This window comes from Micrococcus sp. TCR-5, from assembly GCF_052220525.1.
Classification (GTDB): domain Bacteria; phylum Actinomycetota; class Actinomycetes; order Actinomycetales; family Micrococcaceae; genus Micrococcus; species Micrococcus luteus.
The window spans coordinates 18,395-44,698 of sequence record NZ_JBQPDO010000006.1; the positions used below are offsets into that span (position 1 = coordinate 18,395).

The 26,304-nt window shown below is 73.5% G+C and carries 17 protein-coding genes, 1 tRNA gene and 1 other RNA gene; 11 read left to right on the plus strand and 8 right to left on the minus strand.

Annotated elements, in window-relative coordinates; genetic code table 11:
- Positions 1-153 precede the first annotated feature (153 nt).
- Both ACTSKS_RS04975 and ACTSKS_RS04980 read left to right on the plus strand, forming a co-directional pair.
- Positions 154-1,572, plus strand: coding sequence for an L-serine ammonia-lyase (locus ACTSKS_RS04975; protein ID WP_336644201.1), 1,419 nt, complete (start codon positions 154-156; stop codon positions 1,570-1,572).
- 107 nt (positions 1,573-1,679) lie between these two features.
- Positions 1,680-2,777, plus strand: a complete 1,098-nt coding sequence (locus ACTSKS_RS04980) for a YihY/virulence factor BrkB family protein (RefSeq protein WP_231866277.1) — start codon at positions 1,680-1,682, stop codon at positions 2,775-2,777.
- 20 nt (positions 2,778-2,797) lie between these two features.
- Here the strand turns inward: ACTSKS_RS04980 and ACTSKS_RS04985 are convergent, their stop codons facing one another.
- Both ACTSKS_RS04985 and ACTSKS_RS04990 read right to left on the minus strand, forming a co-directional pair.
- On the minus strand, positions 2,798-3,781 hold the full coding sequence (locus ACTSKS_RS04985) for a thermonuclease family protein (protein ID WP_078025392.1): 984 nt from the start codon (positions 3,779-3,781) through the stop codon (positions 2,798-2,800).
- Positions 3,782-3,931: 150 nt separating this feature from the next.
- Complete coding sequence (locus tag ACTSKS_RS04990; RefSeq protein ID WP_078025393.1) at positions 3,932-4,864, minus strand: TspO/MBR family protein; 933 nt, start codon at positions 4,862-4,864, stop codon at positions 3,932-3,934.
- A 114-nt stretch (positions 4,865-4,978) separates the two neighbouring features.
- Here ACTSKS_RS04990 and ACTSKS_RS04995 point away from each other — a divergent pair, with 114 nt between their 5' ends.
- Positions 4,979-5,875 (plus strand): haloacid dehalogenase, encoded by an 897-nt coding sequence (locus ACTSKS_RS04995; protein ID WP_049146689.1) that lies wholly within the window; start codon positions 4,979-4,981, stop codon positions 5,873-5,875.
- 129 nt (positions 5,876-6,004) lie between these two features.
- Positions 6,005-7,720, plus strand: a complete 1,716-nt coding sequence (poxB, locus tag ACTSKS_RS05000) for a ubiquinone-dependent pyruvate dehydrogenase (RefSeq protein ID WP_078025394.1) — start codon at positions 6,005-6,007, stop codon at positions 7,718-7,720.
- An 87-nt stretch (positions 7,721-7,807) separates the two neighbouring features.
- Here poxB and ACTSKS_RS05005 read toward each other — a convergent pair whose 3' ends face one another.
- Together ACTSKS_RS05005 and ACTSKS_RS05010 are read right to left on the minus strand one after the other, a co-directional pair.
- Positions 7,808-9,370 carry an alanine/glycine:cation symporter family protein gene (locus ACTSKS_RS05005; protein ID WP_406892647.1) on the minus strand — a complete coding sequence of 521 codons (1,563 nt, stop codon included), beginning with the start codon at positions 9,368-9,370 and terminating at the stop codon, positions 7,808-7,810.
- 218 nt (positions 9,371-9,588) lie between these two features.
- A tRNA-Ser gene (locus ACTSKS_RS05010) sits at positions 9,589-9,674 on the minus strand.
- Between the two features lie 155 nt (positions 9,675-9,829).
- Between ACTSKS_RS05010 and ffs the strand changes: the two genes are divergently transcribed.
- Together ffs and gluQRS are read left to right on the plus strand one after the other, a co-directional pair.
- An RNA gene (gene ffs, locus ACTSKS_RS05015) (signal recognition particle sRNA small type) lies at positions 9,830-9,926 on the plus strand.
- A gap of 16 nt (positions 9,927-9,942) precedes the next feature.
- Entirely contained in the window at positions 9,943-10,929 is a 987-nt protein-coding gene (gene gluQRS, locus ACTSKS_RS05020) for a tRNA glutamyl-Q(34) synthetase GluQRS (protein WP_145951203.1), read from the plus strand.
- A 39-nt stretch (positions 10,930-10,968) separates the two neighbouring features.
- On the opposite strand, the gene ACTSKS_RS05025 is transcribed toward gluQRS, so the two are convergent.
- Complete coding sequence (locus ACTSKS_RS05025) at positions 10,969-11,634, minus strand: malonic semialdehyde reductase (RefSeq protein WP_070709156.1); 666 nt, start codon at positions 11,632-11,634, stop codon at positions 10,969-10,971.
- A gap of 78 nt (positions 11,635-11,712) precedes the next feature.
- On the opposite strand from ACTSKS_RS05025, the gene ACTSKS_RS05030 reads away from it, so the two are divergent.
- Positions 11,713-15,198, plus strand: coding sequence for a DNA polymerase III subunit gamma and tau (locus ACTSKS_RS05030; RefSeq protein WP_442927338.1), 3,486 nt, complete (start codon positions 11,713-11,715; stop codon positions 15,196-15,198).
- Between the two features lie 115 nt (positions 15,199-15,313).
- Positions 15,314-15,913 carry a recombination mediator RecR gene (recR, locus tag ACTSKS_RS05035; RefSeq protein WP_180536803.1) on the plus strand — a complete coding sequence of 200 codons (600 nt, stop codon included), beginning with the start codon at positions 15,314-15,316 and terminating at the stop codon, positions 15,911-15,913.
- Between the two features lie 43 nt (positions 15,914-15,956).
- Here recR and ACTSKS_RS05040 read toward each other — a convergent pair whose 3' ends face one another.
- Both ACTSKS_RS05040 and ACTSKS_RS05045 read right to left on the minus strand, forming a co-directional pair.
- Positions 15,957-17,213 (minus strand): ABC transporter permease, encoded by a 1,257-nt coding sequence (locus tag ACTSKS_RS05040; RefSeq protein WP_442927339.1) that lies wholly within the window; start codon positions 17,211-17,213, stop codon positions 15,957-15,959.
- The gene (locus ACTSKS_RS05045) at positions 17,210-18,223 is read right to left on the minus strand and encodes an ABC transporter ATP-binding protein (protein ID WP_442927340.1); all 1,014 of its coding nucleotides are present in this window, start codon (positions 18,221-18,223) and stop codon (positions 17,210-17,212) included. Before ACTSKS_RS05045 ends, ACTSKS_RS05040 begins: the two co-directional genes overlap by 4 nt.
- 228 nt (positions 18,224-18,451) lie before the next feature.
- Between ACTSKS_RS05045 and ACTSKS_RS05050 the strand changes: the two genes are divergently transcribed.
- Positions 18,452-19,738: an aspartate kinase gene (locus tag ACTSKS_RS05050; RefSeq protein ID WP_036315427.1), complete on the plus strand. Its 1,287-nt coding sequence runs from the start codon at positions 18,452-18,454 to the stop codon at positions 19,736-19,738.
- 125 nt (positions 19,739-19,863) lie between these two features.
- On the opposite strand, the gene ACTSKS_RS05055 is transcribed toward ACTSKS_RS05050, so the two are convergent.
- Positions 19,864-22,848 (minus strand): S8 family serine peptidase, encoded by a 2,985-nt coding sequence (locus tag ACTSKS_RS05055; protein ID WP_442927341.1) that lies wholly within the window; start codon positions 22,846-22,848, stop codon positions 19,864-19,866.
- Positions 22,849-23,116: 268 nt separating this feature from the next.
- Between ACTSKS_RS05055 and ACTSKS_RS05060 the strand changes: the two genes are divergently transcribed.
- Positions 23,117-24,196: a 3-methyladenine DNA glycosylase gene (locus ACTSKS_RS05060; protein ID WP_216886637.1), complete on the plus strand. Its 1,080-nt coding sequence runs from the start codon at positions 23,117-23,119 to the stop codon at positions 24,194-24,196.
- A gap of 94 nt (positions 24,197-24,290) precedes the next feature.
- Positions 24,291-26,162, plus strand: a complete 1,872-nt coding sequence (locus tag ACTSKS_RS05065) for an alpha/beta hydrolase (protein ID WP_216886636.1) — start codon at positions 24,291-24,293, stop codon at positions 26,160-26,162.
- Positions 26,163-26,304: the final 142 nt, after the last annotated feature.

Below are 26,304 nucleotides of genomic sequence, written 5' to 3' on the forward strand. Positions count from 1 at the left end.
ACGGGCCGGAGAGCAGCGCGGACCGCGAGCCGCGACCCCATGGCCTGCAGGGCCCCGTGCCCCTAGTCTGGTCTGCACTGGATCTCCCGGCTCCGCGCGTCCGGCCCCCACCCCCGGCCACCGCGCGTCCCGCTCGCACCCTAGGAGCACTGCATGGCGCTCAGCGTCCTCGACCTGTTCTCGATCGGCATCGGCCCGTCCTCGTCCCACACCGTGGGACCCATGCGCGCCGCCCGCCGCTTCACGGACAGCATGGGCCAGCACGGCGTCCTCGAGCGCACGGCCCGCGTGCACGCCGAGCTGTTCGGCTCGCTGGCGGCCACCGGCGTGGGCCACGGCTCGGACACCGCGGTGCTGCTCGGCCTGGCCGGCCAGGACCCTGAGACCATCGACCCGGACGCCTGCACCGGGCTCGTGGAGGAGATCGTCACGGGCGGCCGGCTGCCCCTGGACGGGCGCCACGAGATCGCCTTCGACCGGCAGGGCGACCTGACGCTGCACATGCGCGAGTCCCTGCCCGGGCATCCGAACGGCATGCGTCTGACCGCCTACGACGACGCCGGCGAACAGCTTCACACCCGCGACTACTACTCGGTGGGCGGCGGCTTCGTGGTCACCTCGGACGAGCTCGAGGCCGAGCTGGACGCCACCAAGGACGTCAACCGCACCGACGACGGCGACACCGGCGAACCGTACCCCTTCTCCACGGGCGCCGAGCTCGCCGCCCGCTGCCACGAGGCGGGCCTGAGCATCGCGGAGCTCATGCTCGCCAACGAGGCCACCCGGCACGACCTCGACGAGCTGCGCACCCGGCTGCTGGCCATCTGGGCCGTCATGGAGGAATGCGTCCACAACGGCGTGACCCGCACCGAGCCGATCCTGCCCGGCGGACTGCAGGTCCGCCGTCGGGCCCCCGCGCTGCGGGAGCACCTGCTGCAGACCACCGACCGCACCGACCCCATGTGGGCCATGGAGTGGGTCAACCTCTTCGCGCTCGCGGTGAACGAGGAGAACGCCTCGGGCGGGCGCATCGTCACCGCGCCCACGAACGGCGCCGCGGGCATCATCCCGGCCGTCATGCTCTACTACATGCGCTTCGTGCTCCCCGAGGGCGCCACGCAGCAGGAGCGGGACGACAAGGTGGTCGAGTTCCTGCTCACCGCGGCGGCGATCGGCATCCTGTACAAGCGCAACGCCTCCATCTCCGGCGCCGAGGTCGGCTGCCAGGGCGAGGTCGGCTCGGCCTGCTCCATGGCGGCGGGCGCCCTGTGCGCCGTGCTCGGCGGCACCGTGGACCAGGTGGAGAACGCGGCCGAGATCGGGATCGAGCACAACCTCGGGCTGACGTGCGACCCCGTGGGCGGCCTCGTCCAGGTGCCGTGCATCGAACGCAACGCGATCGCGTCGGTGAAGGCCATCAACGCGGCCCGGCTGGCGCTGCTGGGGGACGGCTCGCACCGGGTGACCCTGGACCAGGCCATCACGACCATGCGCGACACCGGCGCGGACATGAAGTCCAAGTACAAGGAGACCTCGCGCGGCGGCCTGGCCGTGAACGTCATCGAGTGCTGATCGCCCGGGTCCGCGGCCCAGCGCCGCTCCGGTCGGGACGGACGGGGCACCCGTCCGCTACCGTGGGGCCCGACCCGCACCCTGCCCCCGAGCGCGAGAGGACCGACGTGGCCATTCATCCTGTGGACGCGACCCTGGAGGCCGCGAAGATCGATCCCGACCAGCGTGCCGAGAGGCTCAAGGGCGTGAAGCTCGACGGCGCCGGCTGGAAGTACGCGCTCACACGCGCGCTCAAGGAGTTCGGCAACGACGGCGGCACCGACCTGGCCGCGAAGCTCACCTACTACCTGGTGCTCTCGCTGGCTCCTTCCCTGCTGGCCGTGTTCTCCATCCTGTCCCTCGTGCTCGCCTCCAACCGCGGGGCCATCGACGATCTGCTGGGGGAGCTGACCGGCCTGGTCCCGAGCGACTACCAGCCGCTCGTCACGAACCTGGTGACCACCATGAGCGACTCGGCCGGCTCAGGCGGCGGGATCATCGCCCTCATCATCGGCATCGCGACCGCCCTGTGGTCCGCCTCCGCGTACGTGAAGGCGTTCAACCGCTCGGCCAACACGGTGTACGGCTACGAGGAGGGCCGCGGCCTGGTGAAGCTGACGCTGACCAACCTGCTCACCACGCTCATCCTGATCGTGGGCATCGTGGTCGTGCTGCTCTCGCTGGCGCTGAACCGCTCGCTCGTGGACGGCTTCCTCCAGCCGATCGCCGGGCCGCTCGGCATGACCGGCGTGGTGAACTTCCTCTCGGACACGTTCCTGCCGGTGTGGGCGTGGGTGAAGTGGCCCGTCGTCGTCCTGATCCTGCTGGTGCTGATCGCGACCCTGTACTACACCACCCCGAACGTCCAGAAGCCGCGCTTCCACCTCTTCGGCCCCGGCAACATCGTGGCGCTGGTGGGCATGGTGCTGGCCGCGGTGGCCCTGTCCGTGTACTTCACGCAGTTCGCCGGCTACTCGGCGTACGGCGCGATCGGCACGATCATGGCGCTGCTGTTCGCCCTGTGGATCTTCAACATCGTGCTGCTGCTCGGCCTGGAGGTCGACGCCGAGGTGGAGCGTGCCCGCCAGCTCGAAGCCGGCCTGCCCGCCGAGGCTCGGGTGCAGCTGCCCCCGAAGGACGTGGCCGGGGTGGAGAAGCGCGCCGAGAAGCAGACGGCCGTGGAGGAGCGCGGCTACGAGCTGCGGGCGGTCCACGAGGGCCGCTGACCGCACCCGATGCGGGGCCCTCAGCGCCGGGCCGCGCGGTAGCCGCCCGCCTGCGCCGCGGAGGCGGAGGCGTAGCAGTGGCGCGCGTTGGTCTTGCCGTAGTGCTGCTGACCGGGCATGTGGTAGATGCCCGAGTTGTCGTTGGCCTTGACCGGGTGGGAGTCCGGGCACACGGAGTCGGCTCCGCTCACCGGCCCCGCGTCGCCGGCCGCGGGGGCCGCCTCCGGGGCGGGGGCCGGGGCCGCCTCCGGGATGGGCTCGGCCGCGGTGCCGCACTCCCCGGAGAACCTGCCGACGCCGTTCGCCCGGGCCTGCTCCCACGCCGCCTCGACCTCGGGCAGGAAACGGTCGTTGCCGTCGAAGACCGCCGGCTCGCCGTAGCCCAGGCGGGCCATCTCGGCGTTGAGCAGGACGCCGTCGGCGTACACGCCGGCGAGGAGGCGGTCGTAGCGGTCGTAGAGCCGGCGATCGTACCGCAGCACCACCGTGTCGCCGGGGCTGATCATCGACTTCAGCGCCGCCGTCGCCTCCGGTCCCATGCACTCGACCGGCTTCGAGGGGTGGTGGGTCTCGGGGGTGTCGATGTTGAGCAGGCGCACCCGCGTGGACACCTCGCCGAGGGTCACGCGGAGCGTGTCGCCGTCCGAGATCGACTCGACCGTGACCACGTCTCCCTCGACGTCGGCCGGGGCGGCGGGCGCCGCCGGCTCGGCACTGCGGGAGCCCTCAGCGGCACGCGACTCGGCGGCCCCGCTCGAGGACGACGCTGCGGCGCGCGAGCTCTGCGCGGCGGAGGAGGAAGCGGCCAGCGACGACGCAGCGGCACGGCTCGTCGCAGCCGCGTCGACGGAGGGGGTGGACGTGATCGGCATCGTGCTGACCGACGCGGAGGTGTCGGCATCGCTCGCCGGGGTGACGCCGTCGTCGGTGGCGGTGCAGCCGGTGAGCAGGAGCAGGGACAGTGCGGCCGCGGGGAGCGCCGCGCGCAGACGGGCAAGGGGCACGAGGATCCTGGAGGGGAAGGGACGGGGACATGACGAAGGCCCCGCCGTGAGGCGGGGCCTTCGGATCACCACATCATCGCATGTGGGAGGCACAGGTGTTGCCGCACGTCACGACAGCATCGGTCCCCGTTCCGTCAATGACGACGGGGGTCAGCGGCGACCGTCGATGGGGTCGCCGCCGCCGTCGAGGGCGTCGAGGACGAGGTCGCGGGCCTCGCCCGTCGCGGACCGGCGGGAGAGCAGCAGCGCGGCCAGCCAGCACAGCAGGACGATCGCCGCGCCGCCCCACGCCAGGAGGGCGAGGCTGCCCGAGAGCAGCCCCGTGCCGTCCGCGCGGCCGACGCCGATCCACATCAGACCCCACGCGAGCGCGAACGCCGGAGCCGGGCGGCCGCCGTTGTACACGGCCGTGAACGCACCGATCAGCACGGCCACCACGAGCATCACCTTCGCCCAGAGGGACGACTGCCCCGGATCGCCGACGACGCCGGTCGAGGCCAGCCACGCGGCCAGGTTCGCCACGGCGGCGATCGAGACCCAGCCCAGATGCAGGCCCTGCACCCCGTCCAGGAGGATCCGCTCACCCCAGCTGTGCGCGCGGACGGATTCGAGGAGCACCAGGATCCACGCCAGGCACGCCAGCAGCAGCGCGATCACCACGACGCTCAGCCCCAGCAGCCCGGCCTGCACCGTCCAGATCCACGCGGCGTTGAGCAGCACCGAGACCAGGATCCACGGTCGCAGGCGGTCGTGACGGGCGGACTGGGCCGAGGCGAGGAACTGCCACACGGCGTACGCCAGCAGCCCCGCGTAGATCACGGACCAGATGCCGAACGCGGGGGTCGCCGGGGACACCCAGGTGGCGTCCGGGCCGAGCCAGCCGCCCGCGGCCTCGGCCACGGGGGTCAGGCCGCCGACGACGCCGGAGCCCAGGAACGCGGCCACGACCGCGAGGATCACGACCACGAGCATGGCCACCCGGCCGCCCGTCGAGGACAGCCCCGTCCCCGAGCTGGGGACGCGCGCCGCGGCGTCGGGGCCGAAGGGGCTGCGGGACGGGCCGAGGTCGGTGGCGGTGCTCATGGGTGCTCCCGTGGGGTGATCGTCGGGGGTGTGCCCCGGGCGGGGCGGGTCTCAGGGTCAGCGTAGCCGCCGGGCCCATCGCGGGCACGGGCCACCGCGGCCTAGGGTGGGGGCATGCGCACTTCCTCCCCGATAGGACTCCTGCTGGACGTGGACGCCCCCGTGGCCTCCACCGAGACCCGGACCGTGCCGGAGGGGATCATCGACGTGCTCGTCCGCCTCGCGAGGCGCGGGGTGCCGGTCGGCTTCAACACGGGCCGCTCCACGGACTTCCTCCTGCACAACCTGATCGCCCCGCTGCGCGACGCGGGCCTCCCGGACGACGCTCCCTTCCACGCGATCTGCGAGAAGGGCGCCGTGTGGTTCCCGTTCTCCGCGGTGCCCTCCGGGGACCTGCCCGACGTCACCGTGGACGGCACCGCCCCGGACTGGCTCCGCACCGACCCGGACATGGCCATCGACGCGGACACCCGTGACGCGATCTGGGCCCTCAACGATGAGCGCGCCGGGGACCTGCAGTTCACCGACCGCACCAAGCTGGCCATGGTCTCCCTCGAGAAGACGGTGGGCGCGGACCAGACGGAGTACGAGCGGGTGCGCGACGACGTCGCCGCGGGCGTCGAGGATCTGCTCGCCGAGCGCGGACTCGCCGAGGAGGTGCGCGTGGCCCCCTCGGTGATCTCGGTGGACGTCGAGCACCGCTCCTCCGGCAAGGACCTGGGCGTCGAGCGCTGCTTCGACCTGCTGGCGGAGGCGGGCACCCCGGTGCCCGAACGCTGGCTCACCGCGGGCGACTCGCGCAGCGACTACGCCATGGCCGACCGGCTGCACGAGCGCGGACTCGCCGTGGAGCACATGGACGTGCGGCCCGCCGACGGCGTCCCCGAGAAGCCCTACGGCGTGGTGACGGCGGCGATCCTCGCCGAACGCGGCATCGGCGACGCCGACGACGTCCACGAGCGGGCGGGCGAGTCCCTGCTGCGCTGGGTGGAGCGCGACCTGCTGCGCTGACCAGGCCGGACGCCCCCTCCGGGCGGCCGCCCCTCCCCGGGCCTGGACCTCGACCCCTAGCGTGGAAGGCAATGCCGCGCCCCTGCCGAAACCGGCCCGGGCGCCTCCCGACCAGAGAGAGGTTCCACCGTGGCCACCGTCGCCCAGAACATCGTCGAGACCCTCCACGCCTCGGGCGTGCGCCGCATGTACGGCGTGCCCGGGGACTCCCTCAACGGGCTGACCGAGGCCCTGCGCTCCCACGGCGGCATCCAGTGGGTGCACACCCGGCACGAGGAGACCGCGGCCTTCGCCGCCTCCGCCGAGTCCCAGCTCACGGACGAGCTCGCGGTCTGCGTGGGCTCGTGCGGTCCGGGCAACCTCCACCTGATCAATGGCCTGTTCGACGCGCAGCGCTCCCGCACCCCGGTGCTCGCGATCGCCGCGCACATCCCGTCGGAGGAGATCGGCTCGGGCTACTTCCAGGAGACCCACCCGCAGGACCTGTTCCGCGAGTGCTCCGTCTACGTGGAGCACGTCTCCTCGGCGGACCAGATGCCCCGCATGCTGCGCACCGCGATGCGGGCCGCCGTCGAGCAGCGGGGCGTGGCCGTGCTCGTAATCCCGGGCGACGTGGCCCTCACCGAGCTCTCCGCGAAGCCCGAGGTGATCCGTCACACGCCGTCCCGCGTCATCCCGGCCGACTCCGTGCTGCGCGAGGCCGCCGAGGCCCTGGACTCGTCCAAGCGGATCACCATCCTGGCCGGCGCGGGTGCGGCCGGCGCCCACGACGAGGTCGTGGCCCTGGCGGAGCGCCTGCAGGCCCCGATCGTCCACGCGCTGCGCGGCAAGGACCGGATCGAGTACGACAACCCGTATGACGTCGGCTTGACCGGCCTGCTCGGCTTCGCCTCCGGCTACCACGCGCTCAAGGAGGCCGAGACGCTGCTGATCCTCGGCTCCTCCCTGCCGTACCGGCAGTTCTACCCCGAGGACGCCACGGTCATCCAGGTGGACGTGCGCGGCGAGCAGATCGGCCGACGGGTGGCCGTGGACGTGCCGCTCGTGGGCGGCGTGAAGGAGACGGCCCAGGCCCTGCTGCCGCTGCTGCGCGGGAACTCGTCGTCGGCGTTCCTGGACAAGGCGCTCAAGCACTACGCCAAGACCCGCAAGGACCTCGACCAGCTGGCCTCCCCGGGACGCGGACGCGTGCATCCGCAGTACGTGGCCCGCCTCCTCGACGAGCTGGCCGACGACGACGTGGTGTTCCTGCCCGACGTCGGCTCCCCCGTGATCTGGGCTTCCCGGTACCTGACGATGAACGGGCGCCGCCGGATCATCGGCTCCCTGTCCCACGGCTCCATGGCCAACGCGGTCACCCAGGCGGTCGGCGCCCAGGCGGTCGACCCCACCCGCCAGGTGGTGGCGATGGCCGGCGACGGCGGGCTGGCCATGATGCTCGGCGAGCTGATGTCGTTCGTGCAGAACGGCCTGCCCGTGAAGACGCTCGTGTTCGACAACGACTCGCTGAACTTCGTGGAGCTCGAGATGATGGCCGCCGGGTTCGTCCCCTACGGGACGAGCCTGGAGAACCCGGACTTCGCGGCGATCGCGGAGGCGATCGGCATCAAGGGCTTCCGCGCGGACCACACGACGGACCTGCCCGCGGTGATGCGCGAGTTCCTCGCCCACGACGGGCCGGCGCTGCTGGTGGTCAAGACCGAGCGTCAGGAGCTGACGATCCCGCCGAGCATCGAGTTCGAGCAAGCCAAGGGCTTCGCGCTCTACGCCATGCGCACCGTCCTGGACGGCAAGGGCACCAAGCTGCTCGACCTCGCGAAGGCGAACCTGCGCCAGCTCTTCTGACCTGCCGCGCACGACGACGGCCCGGACGCTGGCGGCGTCCGGGCCGTCGTCGTGGTGGGGCGGGGAGAGCCCAGCCCCGCCGGTAGGTCAGGCGCGGTGGGCGCCGCCCTCGGCGACGATCGGGTGCTCGGCCGTGCCGGCGACGCCCTGGGTGATCAGGCCGTCGGCGCGGTGCTCCCAGAAGTCCGCGTTGCGGATGCCGAGCGGGCGCGGGTCGAACTGCGGGTCGAGACCCTGGCGCTTCTGTGCGCGGTAGTCCTTGAGGGCCTTGAGGGCCGGGCCCTGCAGCACCAGGATGCCGAGGATGTTCAGCCAGGCCATGGAGCCCACGCCGATGTCGCCGAGGCCCCAGGCCGCACCCGTGGTGGCGACGGCGCCGTAGGCCACCGACACGAGGATCAGAGCCTGCAGGAAGCGCAGCGCGACGCGGCGGACCATGCCGTTGCGCAGGTTGCGCGTGAGGAACACGAGGTTGACCTCGGCCATGTAGTAGTACGCCACGATCGTGGTGAAGGCGAAGAACGCCAGCGCCACGGCCACGAACGTGGGGCCGAAGCCGGAGAACATGGCGTCGAAGCCGGTCTGGACGAAGGCCGGGCCCTCGGAGGCCGTCGGCGAGACGATGCCCTCGAACAGCAGGCCGGAGCCGGACCCGTCCGAGTACACCCGGTAGGCGCCCGTGGAGATGATGATGAACGCGGTGGCCGAGCAGACGAAGAGCGTGTCGATGTACACGGCGAACGCCTGCACGAAGCCCTGCTTTGCCGGGTGCGAGACCTCGGCGGCCGCGGCGGCGTGCGGGCCCGTGCCCTGGCCGGCCTCGTTGGAGTAGACGCCGCGCTTCACGCCCCACTGGATGGCGAGGCCGAGGATCGCGCCGAACACGGCGTGCACGCCGAACGCGCTGGCGAAGATGGAGCCGAAGACCTCGGGGATCTGGTCGAAGTTCAGGAACAGCACGATCAGCGCGAGGATGATGTACAGCACGGCCATCACGGGCACCACGTAGACGGCGAACGTCGCGATGCGCTTCACGCCGCCCAGGACGATGAAGGCCAGCAGGATGACCATGGCCAGGGCCACGACCCAGGCGGGCACGGCCCACGCCTCGCCCACGGCCGCGGCCACGCCGTTGGCCTGCACGCCCGGCAGGAAGTAGCTGGTGGCGAAGACGGTGACGACGGCGAACAGGATGGCGTACACCTTGAACGCGGGGGCGGCGGCCGTGTGCTTGTAGGCCTTCTCGAAGTAGTACGCCGGGCCGCCGCGGTACTCGCCGGTGTCCGGGTCGCGCTCCTTGTAGATCTGGCCGAGCGTGGACTCGATGAAGGACGTGGCGGCGCCGAGCAGGGCCATGACCCACATCCAGAACACGGCACCGGGGCCGCCGAACGCGATGGCTGTGGCGACGCCGCCGATGTTGCCCATGCCGACGCGGCCGGCGAGCGACATCATGAGGGACTGGAGGGACGAGGTGCCGTCCGCGGAGTCCTGGCCCTCGCGGAGCTGCTTCACCATGTCCGGGATGTTCACGAACTGCAGGAACATGGTCCGGATGGTGAAGTAGAGGCCGACGATCAGGCAGAGCCAGATCAGGGCCGGGGACCAGATGACGTCGTTCACGGCGGTGATGAGATCTGCGAAGGACATGGGGTCTCCAGATCGGGGTGGGGATGGCCGGTGCGGTGCGAGCTCCGAGCGGCGGCCGCCGGCGGTCCCGGACGACTGGGGAGAAGGATACGCGCAAATGTGACCCGCGTCTCGCATCCAGCGCGGCGGGCCGCTGCCGTCGGGCGCGCGGCCCGCGACGACAGCAGCCCCGGACATGCGAAAAGCCCCGGAACCACTGGGGTCCCGGGGCCTACCCGCGGAGGATGGGGGATTTGAACCCCCGAGGGCTGTTAACCCAACACGCGTTCCAGGCGTGCGCCATAGGCCGCTAGGCGAATCCTCCTTGGTGCGCCCTCAGGCGGCGGACCGCGCGAGGGCAGGCTCCATCATAACCAGATCGTCCTGGGCCGCGCCAATCCTCCGCGGGAGGCGCGAGCTCGGCCTGGGCCTCCCCGCGGCCCGAATCGCCGCGCCCGCCGCCGCCCTGGTAGAGTCGTCGGCGGCCCCTCACGTGGTGTCATCTCGCTGAACTCCCCCAGGACCGGAAGGTAGCAAGGGTAGGTGGGCTCTGGCAGGTGCGTGAGGGGTCTTCGCTTTCCCCAGGAGATCCCATGCCCGCCGGACGCTACGCCCCCTCCCCCACGGGAAGCCTGCACCTGGGCAACCTGCGCACCGCGCTCGTCGCGTGGCTCGCGGCGCGCGCCACGGACCGCGCCTTCCTGCTGCGGATCGAGGACCTGGACCGCGTCCGCTCCGGGGCCGAGGCCGACCAGCGGGCGGACCTGGCCGCCGTCGGGCTGGATTGGGACGCCGAGCCGGTGCGTCAGTCCGAACGCACCGGCCTGTACGACGCCGCCGTGGCCGCCCTGCGCGCCGCGCACGGCGCGGACGCGGTCTACGAGTGCTTCTGCTCGCGCAAGGACATCGCCGAGGCGACGTCGGCCCCACACCCGAGGCCCGACGACGGCGCCCCCGCCCCCGGTGGCACCGTGCCGCTGCGTCCGCCCGGCTTCTATCCGGGCACCTGCCGGGACCTGACGGAGGCCGAGCGGGCCGAGCGACGGCGGGTGCGTCCCGCCGCCCTGCGGATCGACGCGGCGAAGGTTGCGGGCCTGCCGGCGGGCGGGATCCCCCGCGCCACCGCCGTGGACGTGCTGCACGGCGAGGTCACGGGCCTGGTCGACGACCTGGTGCTGCGCCGGAACGACGGGGCGTACGCGTACAACCTGGCCGTCGTCGTGGACGACCTGGCGCAGGGCGTGGACCAGGTGGTCCGCGGTGACGACCTGCTCGACTCGGCCCCGCGTCAGCGCTGGCTGGCCGAGGCGCTGTGCGCCGGGCGCGGGGAGCCGACGCCCGCGGTGGAGTACCTGCACGTGCCGCTCGTGCTGAATGCGGAGGGGCGGCGGCTGGCCAAGCGGGACGGCGCCGTGACGCTCGAGGACCTCGCCGCGCAGGACCCGGCGTGGACCCCCGAGCGGGTGCGGGACCGGCTGCTGGAGTCCCTCGGCCTGCCCGCGGGACCGCTGGCGGCCGCCGTGCCCGCGTTCGACCCGGCCGCCCTGCCGCGTGATCCGTGGGTGTTCACCGGGCTCTGAGCGGGCCGGCGCCCTGATCCGCCGCAGGCCCGGCCCCGGTCAGAGGACCTGGGCGGCCTGGTCGAAGTCGAGGCGGCCCTGGCGGGGCTGCTGCGCCTTCTCGTCGTCTGCGGCGGCGTGGCCCACGTTGATCACCAGGAGGGACTTCCAGGCACGGTCCGCATGGAACTCGGCGTCCACGGCGGCGGCGTCGAACCCGGCCATGGGGCCGACCTCGAGCCCGTGCGCGCGCAGGGCCACGAGCAGGTAGCCCACCTGGATGAGCGCGTTCGTGCGGCCCATCCCCTCGCGCATGCCCGGCTTGCCCTCGGCATCCTCCTCGAAGCCCTCCCGGAACGGGGCGAGGTGGCCCATGTGGCGGTGCCAGTCGAGGTCGTAGGAGGCGATCATTGTGAGCGGGGCGCGCTCCGTCTTCTCCCGGTTGAACTCGATCATGAGCGGGGCCAGGCGGGCGCGGGCCTCGGGGCTGTCCACGACGTCGAGCCGCAGCGGCTGGTTGTTCATGGCGGTCGGCGCCCAGCGGAGGTCCGCGTAGGCCCGCTCGATCAGCGCGAGGTCGACGGGCTCGTCCGAGAAGAGCTGCGTCGTGTGGCGGTCCGCGAAGAGGCGGTCGATCTCGGCCTGACTCAGCGGTCCCGCGTCCGGGGCCGGCTGCGTGGGGTGGATCGTGTCCTCGGCGTCGGTGTGCATGTGCGTGGTGGTCATGGGCCAGGGAACGGGCCGGCGGGCGTGCGCATTCCCCGGCTCCCTTAGCCCGTCCGCCCGCCGGATAGGCTTTCGAGGGTGAGCACCGCCCTGTATCGCCGCTACCGCCCGGACCGTTTCGAGGACGTGATCGGGCAGGACCATGTCACGGTCCCGCTGCGCACCGCACTGGCGAAGGACCGCGTGAACCACGCCTACCTCTTCTCCGGCCCGCGCGGCTGCGGCAAGACCACGTCCGCCCGCATCCTCGCGCGCTGCCTGAACTGCGCCCAAGGCCCCACGCCCACGCCGTGCGGCGAGTGCGACTCGTGCCGGGACCTGGCCACCGGCGGGCCGGGCTCGCTGGACGTGCTGGAGATCGACGCGGCCTCGCACGGCGGTGTGGAGGACGCCCGCGGCCTGCGCGAGCGGGCCACGTTCGCCCCGGTCCGGGACCGCTACAAGATCCTCATCATCGACGAGGCGCACATGGTCACCGCGGCGGGCTTCAACGCGCTGCTCAAGATCGTGGAGGAGCCGCCGGAGCACCTGAAGTTCATCTTCGCCACCACGGAGCCGGAGAAGGTCATCGGGACCATCCGCTCCCGCACCCACCACTACCCGTTCCGGCTCGTGCCGCCGGAGCCGCTCATCGCCTACCTCGAGCAGCTGTGCGCGGAGGAGGGCGTGTCCGTGGAGAAGGGCGTGCTGCCGCTCGTGGTGCGCGCCGGCACGGGCTCGGTGCGTGACACGCTCTCCGTGCTGGACCAGCTGATCGCGGGTGCCCAGGAGGGCCAGGTCTCCTACGAGCTCGCGGTGAGCCTGCTCGGCTTCACCCCGGAAGCCCTGCTGGACGACGTGATCGACGCCGTCGCCGCGGACGACACCCCCACCGTATTCCGCGTGGTGGACCGCGTGGTGCAGTCCGGCCAGGACCCGCGCCGCTTCGTCGAGGACCTGCTGGACCGCTTCCGCGACCTCGTGATCGCCCGTGCCCTGCCGGAGGAGGCCGGGGCGATCCTGCACGGCATGCCGGAGGACCAGGTGCGGCGTCTGTCGGCGCAGGCCGCGCAGCTCTCCCGCGCGGAGCTCTCCCGCCTCGCGGACGTCACCAACCTCGCGCTGACGGACATGGTGGGGGCCACCAGTCCCCGCCTGCACCTCGAGCTGCTCATGGCGCGCCTGCTGCTGCCTGCCTCGGACGAGACGCACCGCGGCCTGGCCGCCCGCCTCGAGGCCCTCGAACGGCGCCTGGAGCTCGGTGGCGCCGCGCCCGTCGAGGACGGCGCCCCGGAGGGCACGACGACGCCGGCCCGGTCCGGCACGCCCGCCGCGGACGGCGGCGGATCGGCCGAGAACGCGGAGGGCTCCGGCACTCTGACCGGTGCCGCGCTCGCCCGGGCCGCCATGCGGCGGCCGGAGGAGCCCGCGCCGACCGCGTCCACCGCCCCGCCGGAGCGCTGGACGCCGCCTGCCCCGCAGTCCGCGACAGAGGCGCCGGAGGGGGACGCCGCCGCCGGGGCCACGGGGTCCGAGCGTCCGCAGCAGCCGCCGCAGCCCAAGCGGCCCGAACCGGCTGAGGTCGGGGCCCGTTCCGGGGACACGCGCCGCCCGGAGGCCGGGAGCCGCGCCGAGCCTGAGGGCCGGCCCGAGCCCGAGGGCCGGTCCCATGCCCAGGAGCGCACCGGTGCCGCGCCGGCCCCCGCCCACGGGCCGGAGGAGACGGCCGCGCCGTCGAGCCCCACGCCCGCCCCGGCGGCGAGCCAGGTGGAGATGATCCGCCGGGCCTGGCCGGACATCCTCACGGCCCTCGAGGACGCCTCACGCCTGGTGTGGATGCTGGTGAAGGACAACGCGAGCGTCGCGGGCTACGACGGCTCGTTGCTGACGATCGGCTTCCAGCAGGACGGGCCCCGCCAGTCGCTGCTCGGCCGGGGCGGTGACCGCGTGCTCGGCGAGGCCGTCCACCAGGTGCTCGGCATCCGCCCGCGGCTCGATCTGATCCTCGGTGGGGACGCGCCGACCGGGGACGCCCGCGCACAGTCCGGCGCTCGCCCGGCCGGCCCGGCGCGGACGGACCGGCCTGAGCGTCCGGCCCCGCAGCAGGGCCGGCCCGACCGACCGGCGGCGCAGCCGAACCGGCCCGCTCCGGCACCGGGGCAGGCCCCGCGCGAGCCGGAGTCCTCCCGCCCCACCCCGCCGCGCTCCGCCGCACCCTCCACCGCGGAGGACGACCCGGCGCCGCCGGCCGTTCCGCCCCGGGCCACGCAGCAGCGTCAGACGCCGGAGCCGTCCCCCGCCTGGACGCCCGCGGCTCCCGCCACCTCCTGGGGGCCGGCGCCGACGTCGTCGACGACGCCCGCCCCCGCCCCGCCGGCGGACGGCTGGGGCGGCCCGGACGAGGAGCCGCCCGCCTGGGACGACGCTCCCCCGCCCGAGGAGGACCCGTGGGACTCGCTGCCCGCGTTCGACCCGGACGCGGAGCAGGACGACTCGGACGGCCCCGAGGGCTGGACCCCGCCTGCCCGGGACGCCGAGGAGCGGCCCGTCGGCGCCGCCGGCTGGGACGGCCCCGTGCCGTCGGTCGAGGACTGGGGCGCGCCGCCGCAGGCCGCACCGGCCCCCGGCGGCGCCGCGCCGGACGCCGGCCAGGACTCCCCGGTCCAGCCCGACGCCCCGACCCCCGGCGAGAGCGAGCCGAGCGCCGAGGAGGTCCGTCGGGCCTACGACCCGGGGCCGCTGGTCCGCGAGGAGGAGCACTCGATCCCCGTGTTCGCCCGTCCGGAGGCGGAGCTGCGCGCCGAGTTCGCGAAGCGCTTCGGCGCGACCCGTCCCGCCGGCTTCGACGACGGCGCGGGCGCGGCCGCGGACGGTGACTCCGCCCGGCCTGCCACGCCGTCGCCCGCCCCGGACGACGACGCAGCGGCCACGGAGCGACGCGATCTCCACCCGGCCGCCTCGGGCGCCGGCCCGTCCTCGGACGAGGAGCGGCGCCCCACGGGCTCGCCCACGGCCGACGCGACCCCTGACCCGGGCGTGCCCGCCGACGACGCGGACGCCGCGCCGCGCGCGGCTGCCGGCCCGACCGGTTCGGACTTCCCGGGTTCGGGCCATCCGGCGAGCATGTACCCGCGGCTCATGGAGCGGCTGCGGGCCGGTGGGCCCCTCGAGCCTCCGGTGAACGCGGGCTCGAGCGGCGGCGGCGGGACGGGCGGCGGCCCCGGCGCTCCCGGTGGCCCCGACCCGGACGCCTCGCCGGGCTCCCCCGCCGGGGGCCGGCCGAGCGCGGCCTCGCTCGGGGCGCGCCCCGCCGACGTCGAGCCCGCCGGGGGAGCCTCGGCGCTGCCGTCGTTGGACGCGCGGGCCGCGGCCATCCGCGCCGCCCGCGAGGCCGCCCAGGGTCGCGGCCCGGCCCGGCCCGCCGACACCGGCCCCGCCGCCCCGGCGACGTCCGGTGTGGGGTGGGAGGACGAGGTCGCCAGCGACGACGACGTCCCGCTCGAGGACTCGGGCCTCGTGGGCCGGGCCGTCGTCGAACGGGTGCTCGGCGGCCGTCTGCTCGAGGAACGCCCCAACGACGCCTGAGGCGAACGCGCCCGTACGCGGTCCGGGGCCGCGGGCATGATGGACGCGGCGCCGGACCACGGCGCCGCGTCGGGGCGCACGCCCCACGAGACGCACCATCGGACGAGGGAGACGGATGTACCAGGGCGCGGTGCAGGACCTGATCGACGAGCTCGGCCGCCTGCCGGGCATCGGGCCGAAGTCTGCCCAGCGCATCGCCTTCCACATGCTGGAGGCGGACCGGGAGGACATGCTGCGGCTCGCGGACGCCATCCGCACGGTCAAGGACAGGGTGCGGCTGTGCTCGGTCTGCTTCAACGTCTCCGAGGACGAGGTGTGCTCGCTCTGCCGGGATGAGCGCCGGGACCGCTCCCAGATCTGCGTGGTCGAGGAGTCGCAGGACGTCATGGCCATGGAGCGCACCCGCGCCTTCCAGGGCCGCTACCACGTGCTCGGCGGGTCCATCAATCCGATCGCCGGCATCGGTCCCGAGCAGCTGCACGTCCGCGAGCTGCTCACCCGGCTGCAGGACGAGGCCGTGCAGGAGGTCATCCTCGCCACGGATCCCAACCTCGAGGGCGAGGCGACGGCCACCTACCTCGGCCGGCTCCTCGGCGCCACGGGCATCCGCGTCACGCGCCTGGCCTCCGGTCTGCCCGTCGGCGGGGACCTCGAGTACGCGGACGAGGTCACCCTCGGCCGTGCCTTCGAGGGACGTCGCCTGATCAGCGGCTGACACCGGCCGGTGTCGAGCAGGCCCCGCCCGACGCCGGCCCGGCTCAGGCCACGCGCGTGCCGGCGGGCAGCCGCCCGGCCGGGGTGTCCAGGCGACGGTGGCCCCACCAGACCAGCCCGGCCACGAGCACACCCTGCATCGCCAGACCGAGCGGCCACACCGGCCAGGTGCCCTGCCGGTCCGGCACGCCGGTGCTGTCGAGACCGCGCAGCTCGCCGTCGAGGCACTCGACGTCCCGGACGGGGTCTCGCTGGGTCCAGCGCAGCCCCACGGACAGCAGGTTGAGCGGCCCGGGCTCCGCCCGGGTCCCGTCCTCGAGGAGCCCGCCCTCCCAGGGGGAGGCATCCGCGAGCACGGCGTACGGGTTCGCCGCGAGCAGCCATCCGCTGCGCCGCGGGTCGGGGATCGTCCGAGCGGTCACCGGGCCGACGCACCGGTCGGCGATCCCGTCGTACAGCTCCGGGTGCGCCGCCTCCCACTCGGCCCAGGCCTGCTCCGCCTCCTCCGGGGTCATCTTCTCGAGCTCCGCCTCGGTGAACGGCTCCGCCGTCATGGAGCCGTACTCGGCGTCGTTGGCCCGCACCTCGGTCTGCAGGAACTGCAGAGACAGCCCGAAGGCCACCAGGGTGCCGATCGTCAGCGCCGCCACGATCAGGTACGTCACCACGACGGCGAACAGCGTGCGCCCGGCGATCGCCGAGACGGCCACGCCGATCCCCGCGATCATGCCGAACTCCACGAGGATCATCACGAGCCCCACCAGCACGGCCCACGGGGACACGCGCCCCACCACGGCCGCGACCGCCAGCCACGGCAGCGCGGCCGCGAGGAACGCGGCGGAGGCGATCCACGCGGCCAGCCACTTGCCCGCCATCAGGTGCCCGGTCCGCAGCAGGGTGACCTGGGTGATGGCCAGGGTGCCGCCGGCACGGTCGCCCGAGATCGCGTTGGCCGCCAGGGCGGGCGAGACCAGCAGCGAGAGGGTGAGGACGAAGAGCAGGACGCCGTCGAAGAGCGTCCGCCCCAGGGCGCGCATCTGCTGCTCCGCCAGCTCCGGCTCCAGGCCGGACGCCTCCATCTCCGCCACGCCCAGGCCGCGCAGCCCGAGGGCGCCGAGGGTCACCGCCCCCACCACCACGAAGAAGACGCCCAACAGCACGTACCAGCCACGCGAGCGCAGCCGCTGACGCAGTTCCATGCCCACCACGGTGGCCACGGCCTGGGCCGCGCCGAGGCGTCCCCCCGGCTGCGGCTGCGGCGGGCGGCGGTCGTGGATCGAGGTCGCGACGGCGGTGCTCACGGTCGGTCTCCTTCGGTGCGGGGGCCCTCCAGATGGAGGCCCAGGTAGGCGTTCTCGAGGCGGGAGCCCTCCGGGGCGAAGTGGCTGACGAGCACACCCTCGCGCACGAGGTCCGCGAGCAGCGCGGCCGCGGCGGCCTCCCCCCGCAGCTGCACCACGACCCCGTCCCGGCGCTGGCCCGCGCCGGCGCCGGTGGCCACGGTGACGGTCAGGCCGCGGGCCTCGAGGGCGCGGACGAGGGTGTCCCGGGCCGTCGGGTCGGGCCCGGCGATCCGGTAGGGGCGGGCGAGGTCGTCGGCGGCGCGGAACTCCTGGGTGGCCACCGTGGCGCCCTCACGGAGGAACACGGCGCGGTCGGACATCTCCTCGAGCTCGGCGAGCACGTGGGAGGAGACGAGCACGGCGGTGCCGGCTGCCGCCATGGCGCGCAGGTCGTCCCGCAGCCGGATGCGGGCGGCCGGGTCGAGGCCGTTGGCGGGTTCGTCCAGGAGCAGGACGGAGGGCCGGTGCACGGTGGCCCGAGCCAGGGACAGGCGCTGCTGCTGGCCGCGGGAGAGCACGCGGGCGGGCCGGTGGGCGAACTCCGTGAGTTCGACCCACGCGAGCTGCTCGTCCGCGCGCGCGGACGCCTCCGCCTTCCCCATGCCGTAGAGCCGTCCCAGGCTGGCGAGGATGTCGTGACAGGTCAGCTCCTCCCACACGCCCAGGGTGTCGGGCATCCAGCCGAGCCGCCGCCGGGCCTCGACGGGCTCGCGCACCGCGTCCACCCCGGCCATGGACACGGCGCCGGCGTCCGGGCGCAGCAGGGTGGCCAGGATCAGCAGAAGCGTGGTCTTGCCCGAGCCGTTCGGGCCGACGAGGGCCGTCACGGAGCCGGCGGGCACGGTGAGGGAGACGTCCCGCACCGCATGGACGGCGCCGAACGAGCGGGCGAGGCCGTGAGCCACGATCCCGTCGTAGGCGGCCACCCCCAGGACGGGTGAGGCGGGCAGGGGTGCTGGAGCGGTCATGGCCCCATCCTTGCCGCGCAGTGCACGGACGCGGATCCACCCGGGGGATGATCCCGGCGCCGATCCCCGCTCGCCCGGGGTCGCAGGCGGGGCCGCGGGCGCCGTCGTCCTGACCGGCCACGGGCGCCGGGTCCAGCATCCGGAACAGGGGTTCACCTGGCGGACCCGCGCGAGAGTGCGCCCCTAGACTTGGCCCGAACCGACCCTCGACCCCGTCCGGAGCGACCCATGAGTCTCATCGTCCAGAAGTTCGGCGGCTCCTCCGTGGCCGACGCCGCCGGCATCGAGCGCGTGGCCCGCCGCGTCGCGGACACGGTGCGCGCCGGGAACCGCGTGTGCGTGGTCGTCTCGGCCATGGGCGACACCACGGACGAGCTGCTCGACCTCGCCGCCGAGCTCACGCAGGACGCGCCCGCACGCGAGATGGACATCCTGCTCTCGGCCGGCGAGCGCATCTCCATGTCCCTGCTGGCGATGGCGATCCACGCCGAGGGCGTCGAGGCCCGTTCCTACACCGGCTCCCAGGCCGGCATGCTGACGGACACCTCGTACGGCCGGGCCCGGATCGTCAAGGTCAACCCCCACCGCGTGCAGGAGGCCCTCGACGCCGGCCGCGTGGCCATCGTGGCCGGGTTCCAGGGCATGAGCCCCGAGTCCAAGGACATCACCACCATGGGCCGCGGCGGCTCGGACACCACCGCCGTCGCCCTCGCCGCCGCGCTCGGCGCGGACGTGTGCGAGATCTACACGGACGTGGACGGCGTCTACTCGGCCGACCCGCGCGTCGTGCCGACCGCCCGCAAGCTCACCGAGCTCTCCTCCGAGGAGACCCTCGAGATGGCGGCCTCCGGATCCAAGGTGCTGCACCTGCGCTCCGTGGAGTACGCGCGCCGCTTCGGCGTGCCGCTGCACGTGCGCTCCTCCTTCTCCGACCACGAGGGCACCTGGATCATGCCCGACCCGAACGACACCATCACCCTTCAGGAAGGCGCTCCCATGGAACAGCCCATCGTCTCCGGCGTCGCCCACGACCGCTCCGAGGGCAAGGTCACGATCGTCGGCGTCCCCGACGTGCCCGGCAAGGCCGCCGAGATCTTCCGCGTGATCGCCGTGTCCAACGTGAACATCGACATGATCGTGCAGAACATCTCCCGCGAGGGCTCGGGCCGCACGGACATCTCCTTCACCCTGCCGATCGTGGAGGGCAAGGACGCCATGGCCGCCCTGCGCGCCGCCCAGGACCGGATCGGCTTCCAGGACATCGTCTCGGACCCGGAGATCGGCAAGCTCTCGCTGATCGGCGCGGGCATGCGCTCCAACCCGGGCGTCTCCGCCACCTTCTTCAAGGCGCTCGCCGACGCCGGCGTGAACGTGGACCTCATCTCCACTTCGGAGATCCGCATCTCCGTGGTCACCGCCGAGGACAAGCTCGACGACGCCGTCCGCGCCGTGCACGCCGCCTTCGGCCTCGACGCCGAGGAGGAGGCCACGGTCTACGGCGGCACCGGCCGCTGACGCCGCATCCGCCGCTGCCCCACCGCCCACGACGCCGGCCCCGCACCTTCAGCGTGAAGGTGCGGGGCCGGCGTCGTGCGGGCGGTTCCTCCCGTTCCGTCAGCGAGGACGGAGGGGGTCGGCGGTCACGGGACCTGGACGGTCACGTCGGTCGTGATGCCCGCGTCCCAGGTGACGAGGCCCTTCCAGGTGCCCGAGGTCAGGCCCGACCAGGAGAGGGTCGCCTCGGTGGCCTTGCCCGAGGTCACGGGCACCGGGTTCGGGGAGACGGTCAGGTTGCCCGCGTCCTCGCGCAGCTTCAGCGTCTCGAGGGTGCCGGTGTCCTTGCCGCCGTTGGCCGCGTACAGGTGGCCGACCACGGTATAGGCGCCCGGGGTGGGGTTCGCGATCGTCAGCGTCTCGGACTCGTCCGCGGTCGCCCGGGAGAGCTGCTTGCCCTCGGGGGTGATCACGTACAGGTCCCAGTCGGCGCCGGCGGCGCCCGCGTTGATCGAGGCCACCAGGGACTTGGTGCCCTCCTCCACGGTCACCGTGGACACGGCCAGTGCGCTGGACTCGAGCGAGTTGCTCGCGATGGCGGCGGCCACGGTGGAGTCCACCTTGCCCAGGCCCAGGACCTGCGGGGTCAGCTCACCGGTCACGCCGGGGGTGATCTCCACGTCGGCGGAGCCGGTGGCGCCGGAGCCCTCGCCGGCGGAGGTGACGGTCGCGGACTTCGCCTTGACGGTGACCGGGGAGGTCACCTCCGGGACGGCCTTGCCCTTGGCGGTGGTCCAGGACATGGAGCCGTGGGTCCAGGTGTTCACCGCGGCGTCGGTGCGGGTGACGGTCAGCTCGACGTCGGCGGACTGGCCGGCCTTCAGGTCCAGCACGGCCGGGGAGGCGGTCACCTCGAAGCCGGGCACGTTCGCGGAGAACTGCCAGCGGCCGTTCTCCAGGGCGGTCACGGTGCGGGTCACGGTGGCCGAGCCGACGACGTCGGGGATCGCCAGGGACGGGACGTTCACGTCACGGCCGGCGATGTCGCCGCGCAGCAGCGCGTCCCACTGCTCCTTGCCGGAGTCGTAGACCAGGCCCGGACGGGCGGCGGCGGCCGGATCGGCGGAGCCGGCGCCCGTGGCGAAGTTGTCCGTGTTCACGGTGCCGTCAGCGTTGTACACGTCGCCGGCGGTGGTCATGAGGGCGGACTTCACGGCCATCGGGGACCAGGCCGGGTACTTGCCGATCAGCAGCGTGGCCATGCCGGCCAGGTTCGGCGAGGCCATGGACGTGCCGGACATCAGGCCGAACGTGTTGCCGTGGTAGTCGGGGTCCAGCGGGGAGACGCCGGCGATCACGTTCACGCCGGGGGCTGCGAGGTCGGGCTTCAGGAGCTCCTGGTTCACGGCGTTGGCCGGGCCGCGGGAGGAGAAGCCGGCGATCTGGGGAAGCGGGTCCTCCGGCAGGCCGGTGGTGTCGCCCGGGACGATCGTGGCGGTGAGGTCGGAGGACTTCACCTTCTCGATCACGCCGTTGTCGTTCATGTGCACGGTCGGCACCGCGTGGATGTCCGCGTCCAGCGAGCCGGACGGGGTGTTCACGAGGATCATGCCGACGCCGCCGGCCTCCTCCACCACCTGCGACTTCTCGGTGCGGGCGTTCCCGCCGCGCTCGCAGAGCACGATCTTGCCGGCGGCCTCCTCGGTGAGCCCGCCGGGCAGGCAGAGACGCGCGGCCTCGGCGTCGCCGGCGGCGACCTCGGACGCGTGGATGACCTCGGCCGGGCCCACGCCGGTGCGGGCCGAGGAGGCGCCCCGGAGCTGCGTGCCGTCGGAGAACTGCACGGTGGCGGTGAGCTCGTTGGAGAACGTCTCCGCGGCCACGGTGGTCAGCCACGGGGAGCCGTGGTTCACGGTGTTCGGGCCGGGGCCGGAGTTGCCGCCGGAGGCGGCCACGAAGATGCCGGCCTCGGCGGCGGACTTGAAGGCCATGGCCACCGGGTCCACGATCGAGGTGTTGGAGCCGGAGATCGAGTAGTTCAGCACGTCCACGTTGTTCTCGATGGCCTGCTCGATGGCGGCCACGGAGGCGGAGGTGTAGCAGCCGCCGGTGTTCGGGTCGGTGTCCTCCCAGCAGATCTTGTAGGAGATCAGGTGGGCGGCCGGGGCCACGCCCGCGCCCTCGCCGAAGGAGTCGTCGTCGATGGTCTGCTCCACCCCGGTGTTGCCGAGGATGGTGGTGGCCACGTGGGTGCCGTGGGAGAACACGCCCAGCGGGGAGATGCGCTCCTCCGGGGCCCGCTCGTCCACCGGGACGAAGCGCTCGAAGTCGTCGGAGAAGGCGTAGGCGCCGATCAGCTTGGAGTCGCACGACGACGCCGGGAAGTCCGGGCCGGTCTCGCACTCGGCCGTGGCGGTGGTGCCGTCCGCCTTGAGCACGGCGATCTGGCCGTCCGCGGTGCGGTACGGCACGCCGACCTTGGCCTTGCCCTTGAGCGGCTGGACGGGCTGACTGTCGATGAACGGGTTGTCCGGGTGGATGCCGGAGTCGATGACGCCGACCACCACGCCCTTGCCCGCGTTCTCGGCCTTGCCGTACACGGACTTCCAGGTGCCCTTCTTGCCGGGCAGGCCGAGGAATTCGGTGGAGCTGTAGTCCGGGGCCACCTGCTCGTCCGGCGCGACGCCGAGCACGGCCGGGTCCTTCGCGATCGACTGGGCCTCCTCGGCGGTCAGCTCGGCGACGAACGCGTTCACGGCGCGCTGGAAGGAGATCTCGGCCTTGGCGCCGTGGGCCTTCGCGACCTTCTCCTGCTGGCGCTGGAGCTTGGCCTCGTAGTTCTTCACGCGCGGGTGCGAAGGGTCGAACTTCGCCTTCGGAGCGGCGCCCGGAACGGCGCCGGCCTCGGGGGCGGTCACCGACGGCTGGTCCTTCAGGACCACGAAGTAGCGGCCGTCCTCGAACTGCTGCTGGACCTGCACCTCGCCCTGCGGGCTGGAGACGGTGCTGCCGTCGGGCAGTTCGACGGCGGTGGCCGACACCGCGAGCGCGGGAGCGGCCACGAGGCTCGCGCCGGCGACGGCCGCGGCCAGGGCCCGACGGCGCCGGGCAGGGGTGGGGTTCTGAGGCATTGCCTCCGCCTTTCTCATCAAGGTCCGCCCAGCTCTCACCCGTGGCACGCCGGCGGGGATGACGCCGGGGGACGGGGAGATCGGCGCCCATGTGATGGGCACCACAGCGAGACATGTGCAATCTACCGTCCGGTAGGGCGTTTGACCAGATCTTTGCCAGGCAACGTCCAGGACCGTCGAATTGGGGCCGCCGGAGTGCGCTCCCCGCGTCGGCATCACGTGGGCCCGCTCGCTCATGAGGGGCGCCACGGGGGAGGATGGTGGGGTCATGCCCGAGCCACACACCGCCCCCGCGCCCTCCGAGACCCTGCCGCCCGCCGTCGTCGCCCTGCCCGCCGACGTGTGGCGGGCCCACGCGCTGGCGCACCGCGAGCGCATCGCCCGACGCACGGACCCGCTGGTGGCCCTGCGGATGCGCGGCGAGAAGCACCCGGTGCAGGACTTCCTCTTCGGCTACTACACGCACTCCCCCGCCGCACTGCAGCGCTGGCACCCCGGGCCGGGAGTCCTCCTCGCGGACGACGACGGCGCCGCGGCCCGCGCCGAGGCGACCGAGCTGGGCACGACCCCACGGGGCGAGTGGAAGCACTACCGGCGCGTCGAGGCCGGCGAGGTGGCAGGCGCCGTCGTCGACGGCCGCCCGGTGGGCGGCTGGCTGGTGGACGTGGCGGCGGTGCTGGCCGACCGCGCGTCGGGGGTGGCGTTCACGCGGGAACTGCTCGCGCGCACGGCGGGGCGGGCGCCACGCCTGGGCTGCTTCGGGCTGCACGAGTGGGCGATGGCGTACCGCTCGGACGTGCACGGGGTGCGGCACTCCCAGCTGCCGCTGCGGCTCGGGGCCGGGGGGACGGACGCGGTGGTGGAGGGCTCGCGGATACGGTGCACGCACTTCGACGCGTTCCGGTTCTTCGCACCCGAGGCCCGCGACCGTAACGAGGGCGACGACGGCGTCCTGCCCACGCGCGCCGGGATGCGGGAGATGGAGCAGCCCGGCTGCCTGCACGCGGGGATGGACCTGTACAAGTGGGCGTACAAGCTGGTGCCGGTGGTCGACTCGGACCTGCTCGCGGACTGCTTCGACCTCGCGTGGGACATCCGCAGGCTGGACATGGAGGCCTCGCCGTACGACCTCACCGGGGTGGACGACCTCTCCGACGGGCGCGGCGGCTACGCGGCCGTGCGGATCGAGGAGCCGGCCGGGCGTGCCGAGTACGCGCGGCGCCAGCGCGAGTTCGCCGCGCGGGGCCAGGCGCTGCGGGCGCGGCTGCTGGCGGTGCTGGACGCGGCCGCGGGGGCGGCCCCCGGGACCGGGCCGGACGCCGAGTGGACTTCCAGCGCACGTCCATGATTAGGATGGCCGCTCTACAGGCTGTGAGGCGCATCACTCGCGTCATCCGGTGACCGCCCGGCCCTCTCCGCACCGAACGACTCGAGGACCTGACGTGACCAGAACCGTTCCAGCTCGCCGCCGCACCACGCTCGCCGCCGCCGTCGCGGCCGTCTCGCTCGCCGTCACGGCCGCCGCCCCCGCGCTCTCCGCGCCCGGCAACGGCAACGGCAACGGCAACGGGTCCGCATCGCAGGGTCAGGCCCGCTCCAACGACCTCTCCGCCACGCGCGGCAACAAGGTCAACGACGCCGCCGCGCTCGCGCCGCACCTCGTGGGCCAGACGCTGGACTGGGAGGCCTGCGACTTCGGCAGCGAGCGCCTCAACGCCCGGTTCAACGCGATCCCCGGCACCGCGTGCGCCGACGTCACGGTGCCGCGGGACTGGAAGAACCCCGAGGACGGCCACACCATCACCCTGCGCGTGGCCAAGACCGAGACCTCGAAGGGCAACCCGGAGCGCCAGGGCATCGCACTGGTGAACCCCGGCGGCCCGGGCGGCTCCGGCCTGCCCTGGGGCCCCGCCATGGCCGAGCGCGCCCCGGAGCTCGCCGAGCAGTACGACTTCATCGGCTTCGACCCCCGCGGCGTGGGCCAGTCCACCGCCCTGGAGTGCACCTACACGCCGAACCCCGAGCACGACGTGTGGCAGGACACGAAGGCCCAGGTCGACGCGTGCCTCGAGAACGAGCTCACCCCGTACATCACCACCGAGCAGACCGTGTACGACATGGACTTCATCCGCGCCGTCCTGGGCGAGGAGAAGACCTCCTACATCGGCTACTCGTACGGCACCTGGCTGGGCAGCTGGTACCAGCGCGTCTTCCCCCAGCACACGCACCGGTTCCTGCTGGACTCCGCCGTGGACATCTCCCGCGACGGGCTCCAGACCACCTGGGACCTGCAGCCGCGCTCCCGCGACCGCCAGTTCCAGGACGCGATGCTCCCCTACGTGGCCCGGCACGACGAGATCTTCGACCTCGGGGACGACCCGATGCAGATCCGGGAGCGCTGGGAGGACGTGGGCGGCACCCGCACCCAGCTCGGCATGATCGTCGCCGGCTCGTTCCTGCTGCCGGCCATGTACGACACGTCCCAGTACCTCGACGCCGGGTCCGTCATCGCCGCCTACATCCGCATCATGGAGTCCGAGGCCGCGGCCACGGATCCCGCGGGGCAGCGCACCCAGATCGAGCGCATCCTGGCCGAGGCCCGTGCGTCGCTGCCGGCCGAGGAGCGTGACTCCTTCGACCGCTTCGCCGCCCGCGGCCTGGAGACCGTGGGCGAGCGCGAGCAGCTCGTCGCCGCCACCCAGGCCGGAGACGCCGTCACCTTCGAGGGCGCGTTCTCGGCGATCCGGTGCCAGGACGGCCAGTGGAACACCTCGCAGGGCTACTGGACCTCGTGGGTGGACGACCTCGGCCGCAAGGCCCCGTGGATCGGTGTGCTGATGGGCCCGTCGGAGTGCATGTACTGGCCCGCCCAGACCTCCATGCCCTCCCAGCCCGGCGGCAAGGGCGCCCCGAACACCGTGATCGTGCAGTCCGAGCTGGACGCGGCGACCCCGTACGAGGGCGGCCACCGCGCCGCCGGCGTGCTGCGCAACACGTCCCTCATCTCCGTGGACAACGAGGGCACCCACGGCCTGTTCCCGTACGGCACCGAGTGCGTGGACGCGCCCATCCGTGACTACTTCCTGACCGGCGCCCAGCCGGCCGAGAAGTCGCTGTGCGACGCCGTCCCGCTGCCGCTCGAGACCCAGCCGGTCCAGGTGGCCGGGACCCCGACGCACAAGGGCGACATCAAGATCTCGATGCGCACCGACGCCGTGCGCGAGGCCAACCGGATCACCCACGACGCGATCGAGCGTCAGCTGATCGACTCCCGCGCGGTGACCCCGGACGTCGAGGCCTTCCTGGAGGACTGACGGCCCGGGCACCCCGGCACCCGGTCCGCCCCGACGGCCCGGCGACTCCCCCGCGGAGACGCCGGGCCGTCGTCGCGCCCGGGGCGGCCCTGCACCGCGGGTTGGGTTATCGCGGGTGCCGCCGCCAAACACCCCCGACAAC

Bases quoted from the DNA above. Each gene is read 5' to 3' on its own strand.
- ACTSKS_RS04995 (WP_049146689.1), top strand. From the start codon at position 4,979: ATGCGCACTTCCTCCCCGATAGGACTCCTGCTGGACGTGGACGCCCCC.
- ACTSKS_RS05045 (WP_442927340.1), bottom strand. From the start codon at position 18,223: ATGACCGCTCCAGCACCCCTGCCCGCCTCACCCGTCCTGGGGGTGGCC.
- ACTSKS_RS05005 (WP_406892647.1), bottom strand. From the start codon at position 9,370: ATGTCCTTCGCAGATCTCATCACCGCCGTGAACGACGTCATCTGGTCC.
- ACTSKS_RS05060 (WP_216886637.1), top strand. From the start codon at position 23,117: ATGCCCGAGCCACACACCGCCCCCGCGCCCTCCGAGACCCTGCCGCCC.
- ACTSKS_RS05055 (WP_442927341.1), bottom strand. From the start codon at position 22,848: ATGCCTCAGAACCCCACCCCTGCCCGGCGCCGTCGGGCCCTGGCCGCG.
- ACTSKS_RS05050 (WP_036315427.1), top strand. From the start codon at position 18,452: ATGAGTCTCATCGTCCAGAAGTTCGGCGGCTCCTCCGTGGCCGACGCC.
- gluQRS (WP_145951203.1), top strand. From the start codon at position 9,943: ATGCCCGCCGGACGCTACGCCCCCTCCCCCACGGGAAGCCTGCACCTG.
- recR (WP_180536803.1), top strand. From the start codon at position 15,314: ATGTACCAGGGCGCGGTGCAGGACCTGATCGACGAGCTCGGCCGCCTG.
- ACTSKS_RS04990 (WP_078025393.1), bottom strand. From the start codon at position 4,864: ATGAGCACCGCCACCGACCTCGGCCCGTCCCGCAGCCCCTTCGGCCCC.
- ACTSKS_RS05025 (WP_070709156.1), bottom strand. From the start codon at position 11,634: ATGACCACCACGCACATGCACACCGACGCCGAGGACACGATCCACCCC.
- ACTSKS_RS04975 (WP_336644201.1), top strand. From the start codon at position 154: ATGGCGCTCAGCGTCCTCGACCTGTTCTCGATCGGCATCGGCCCGTCC.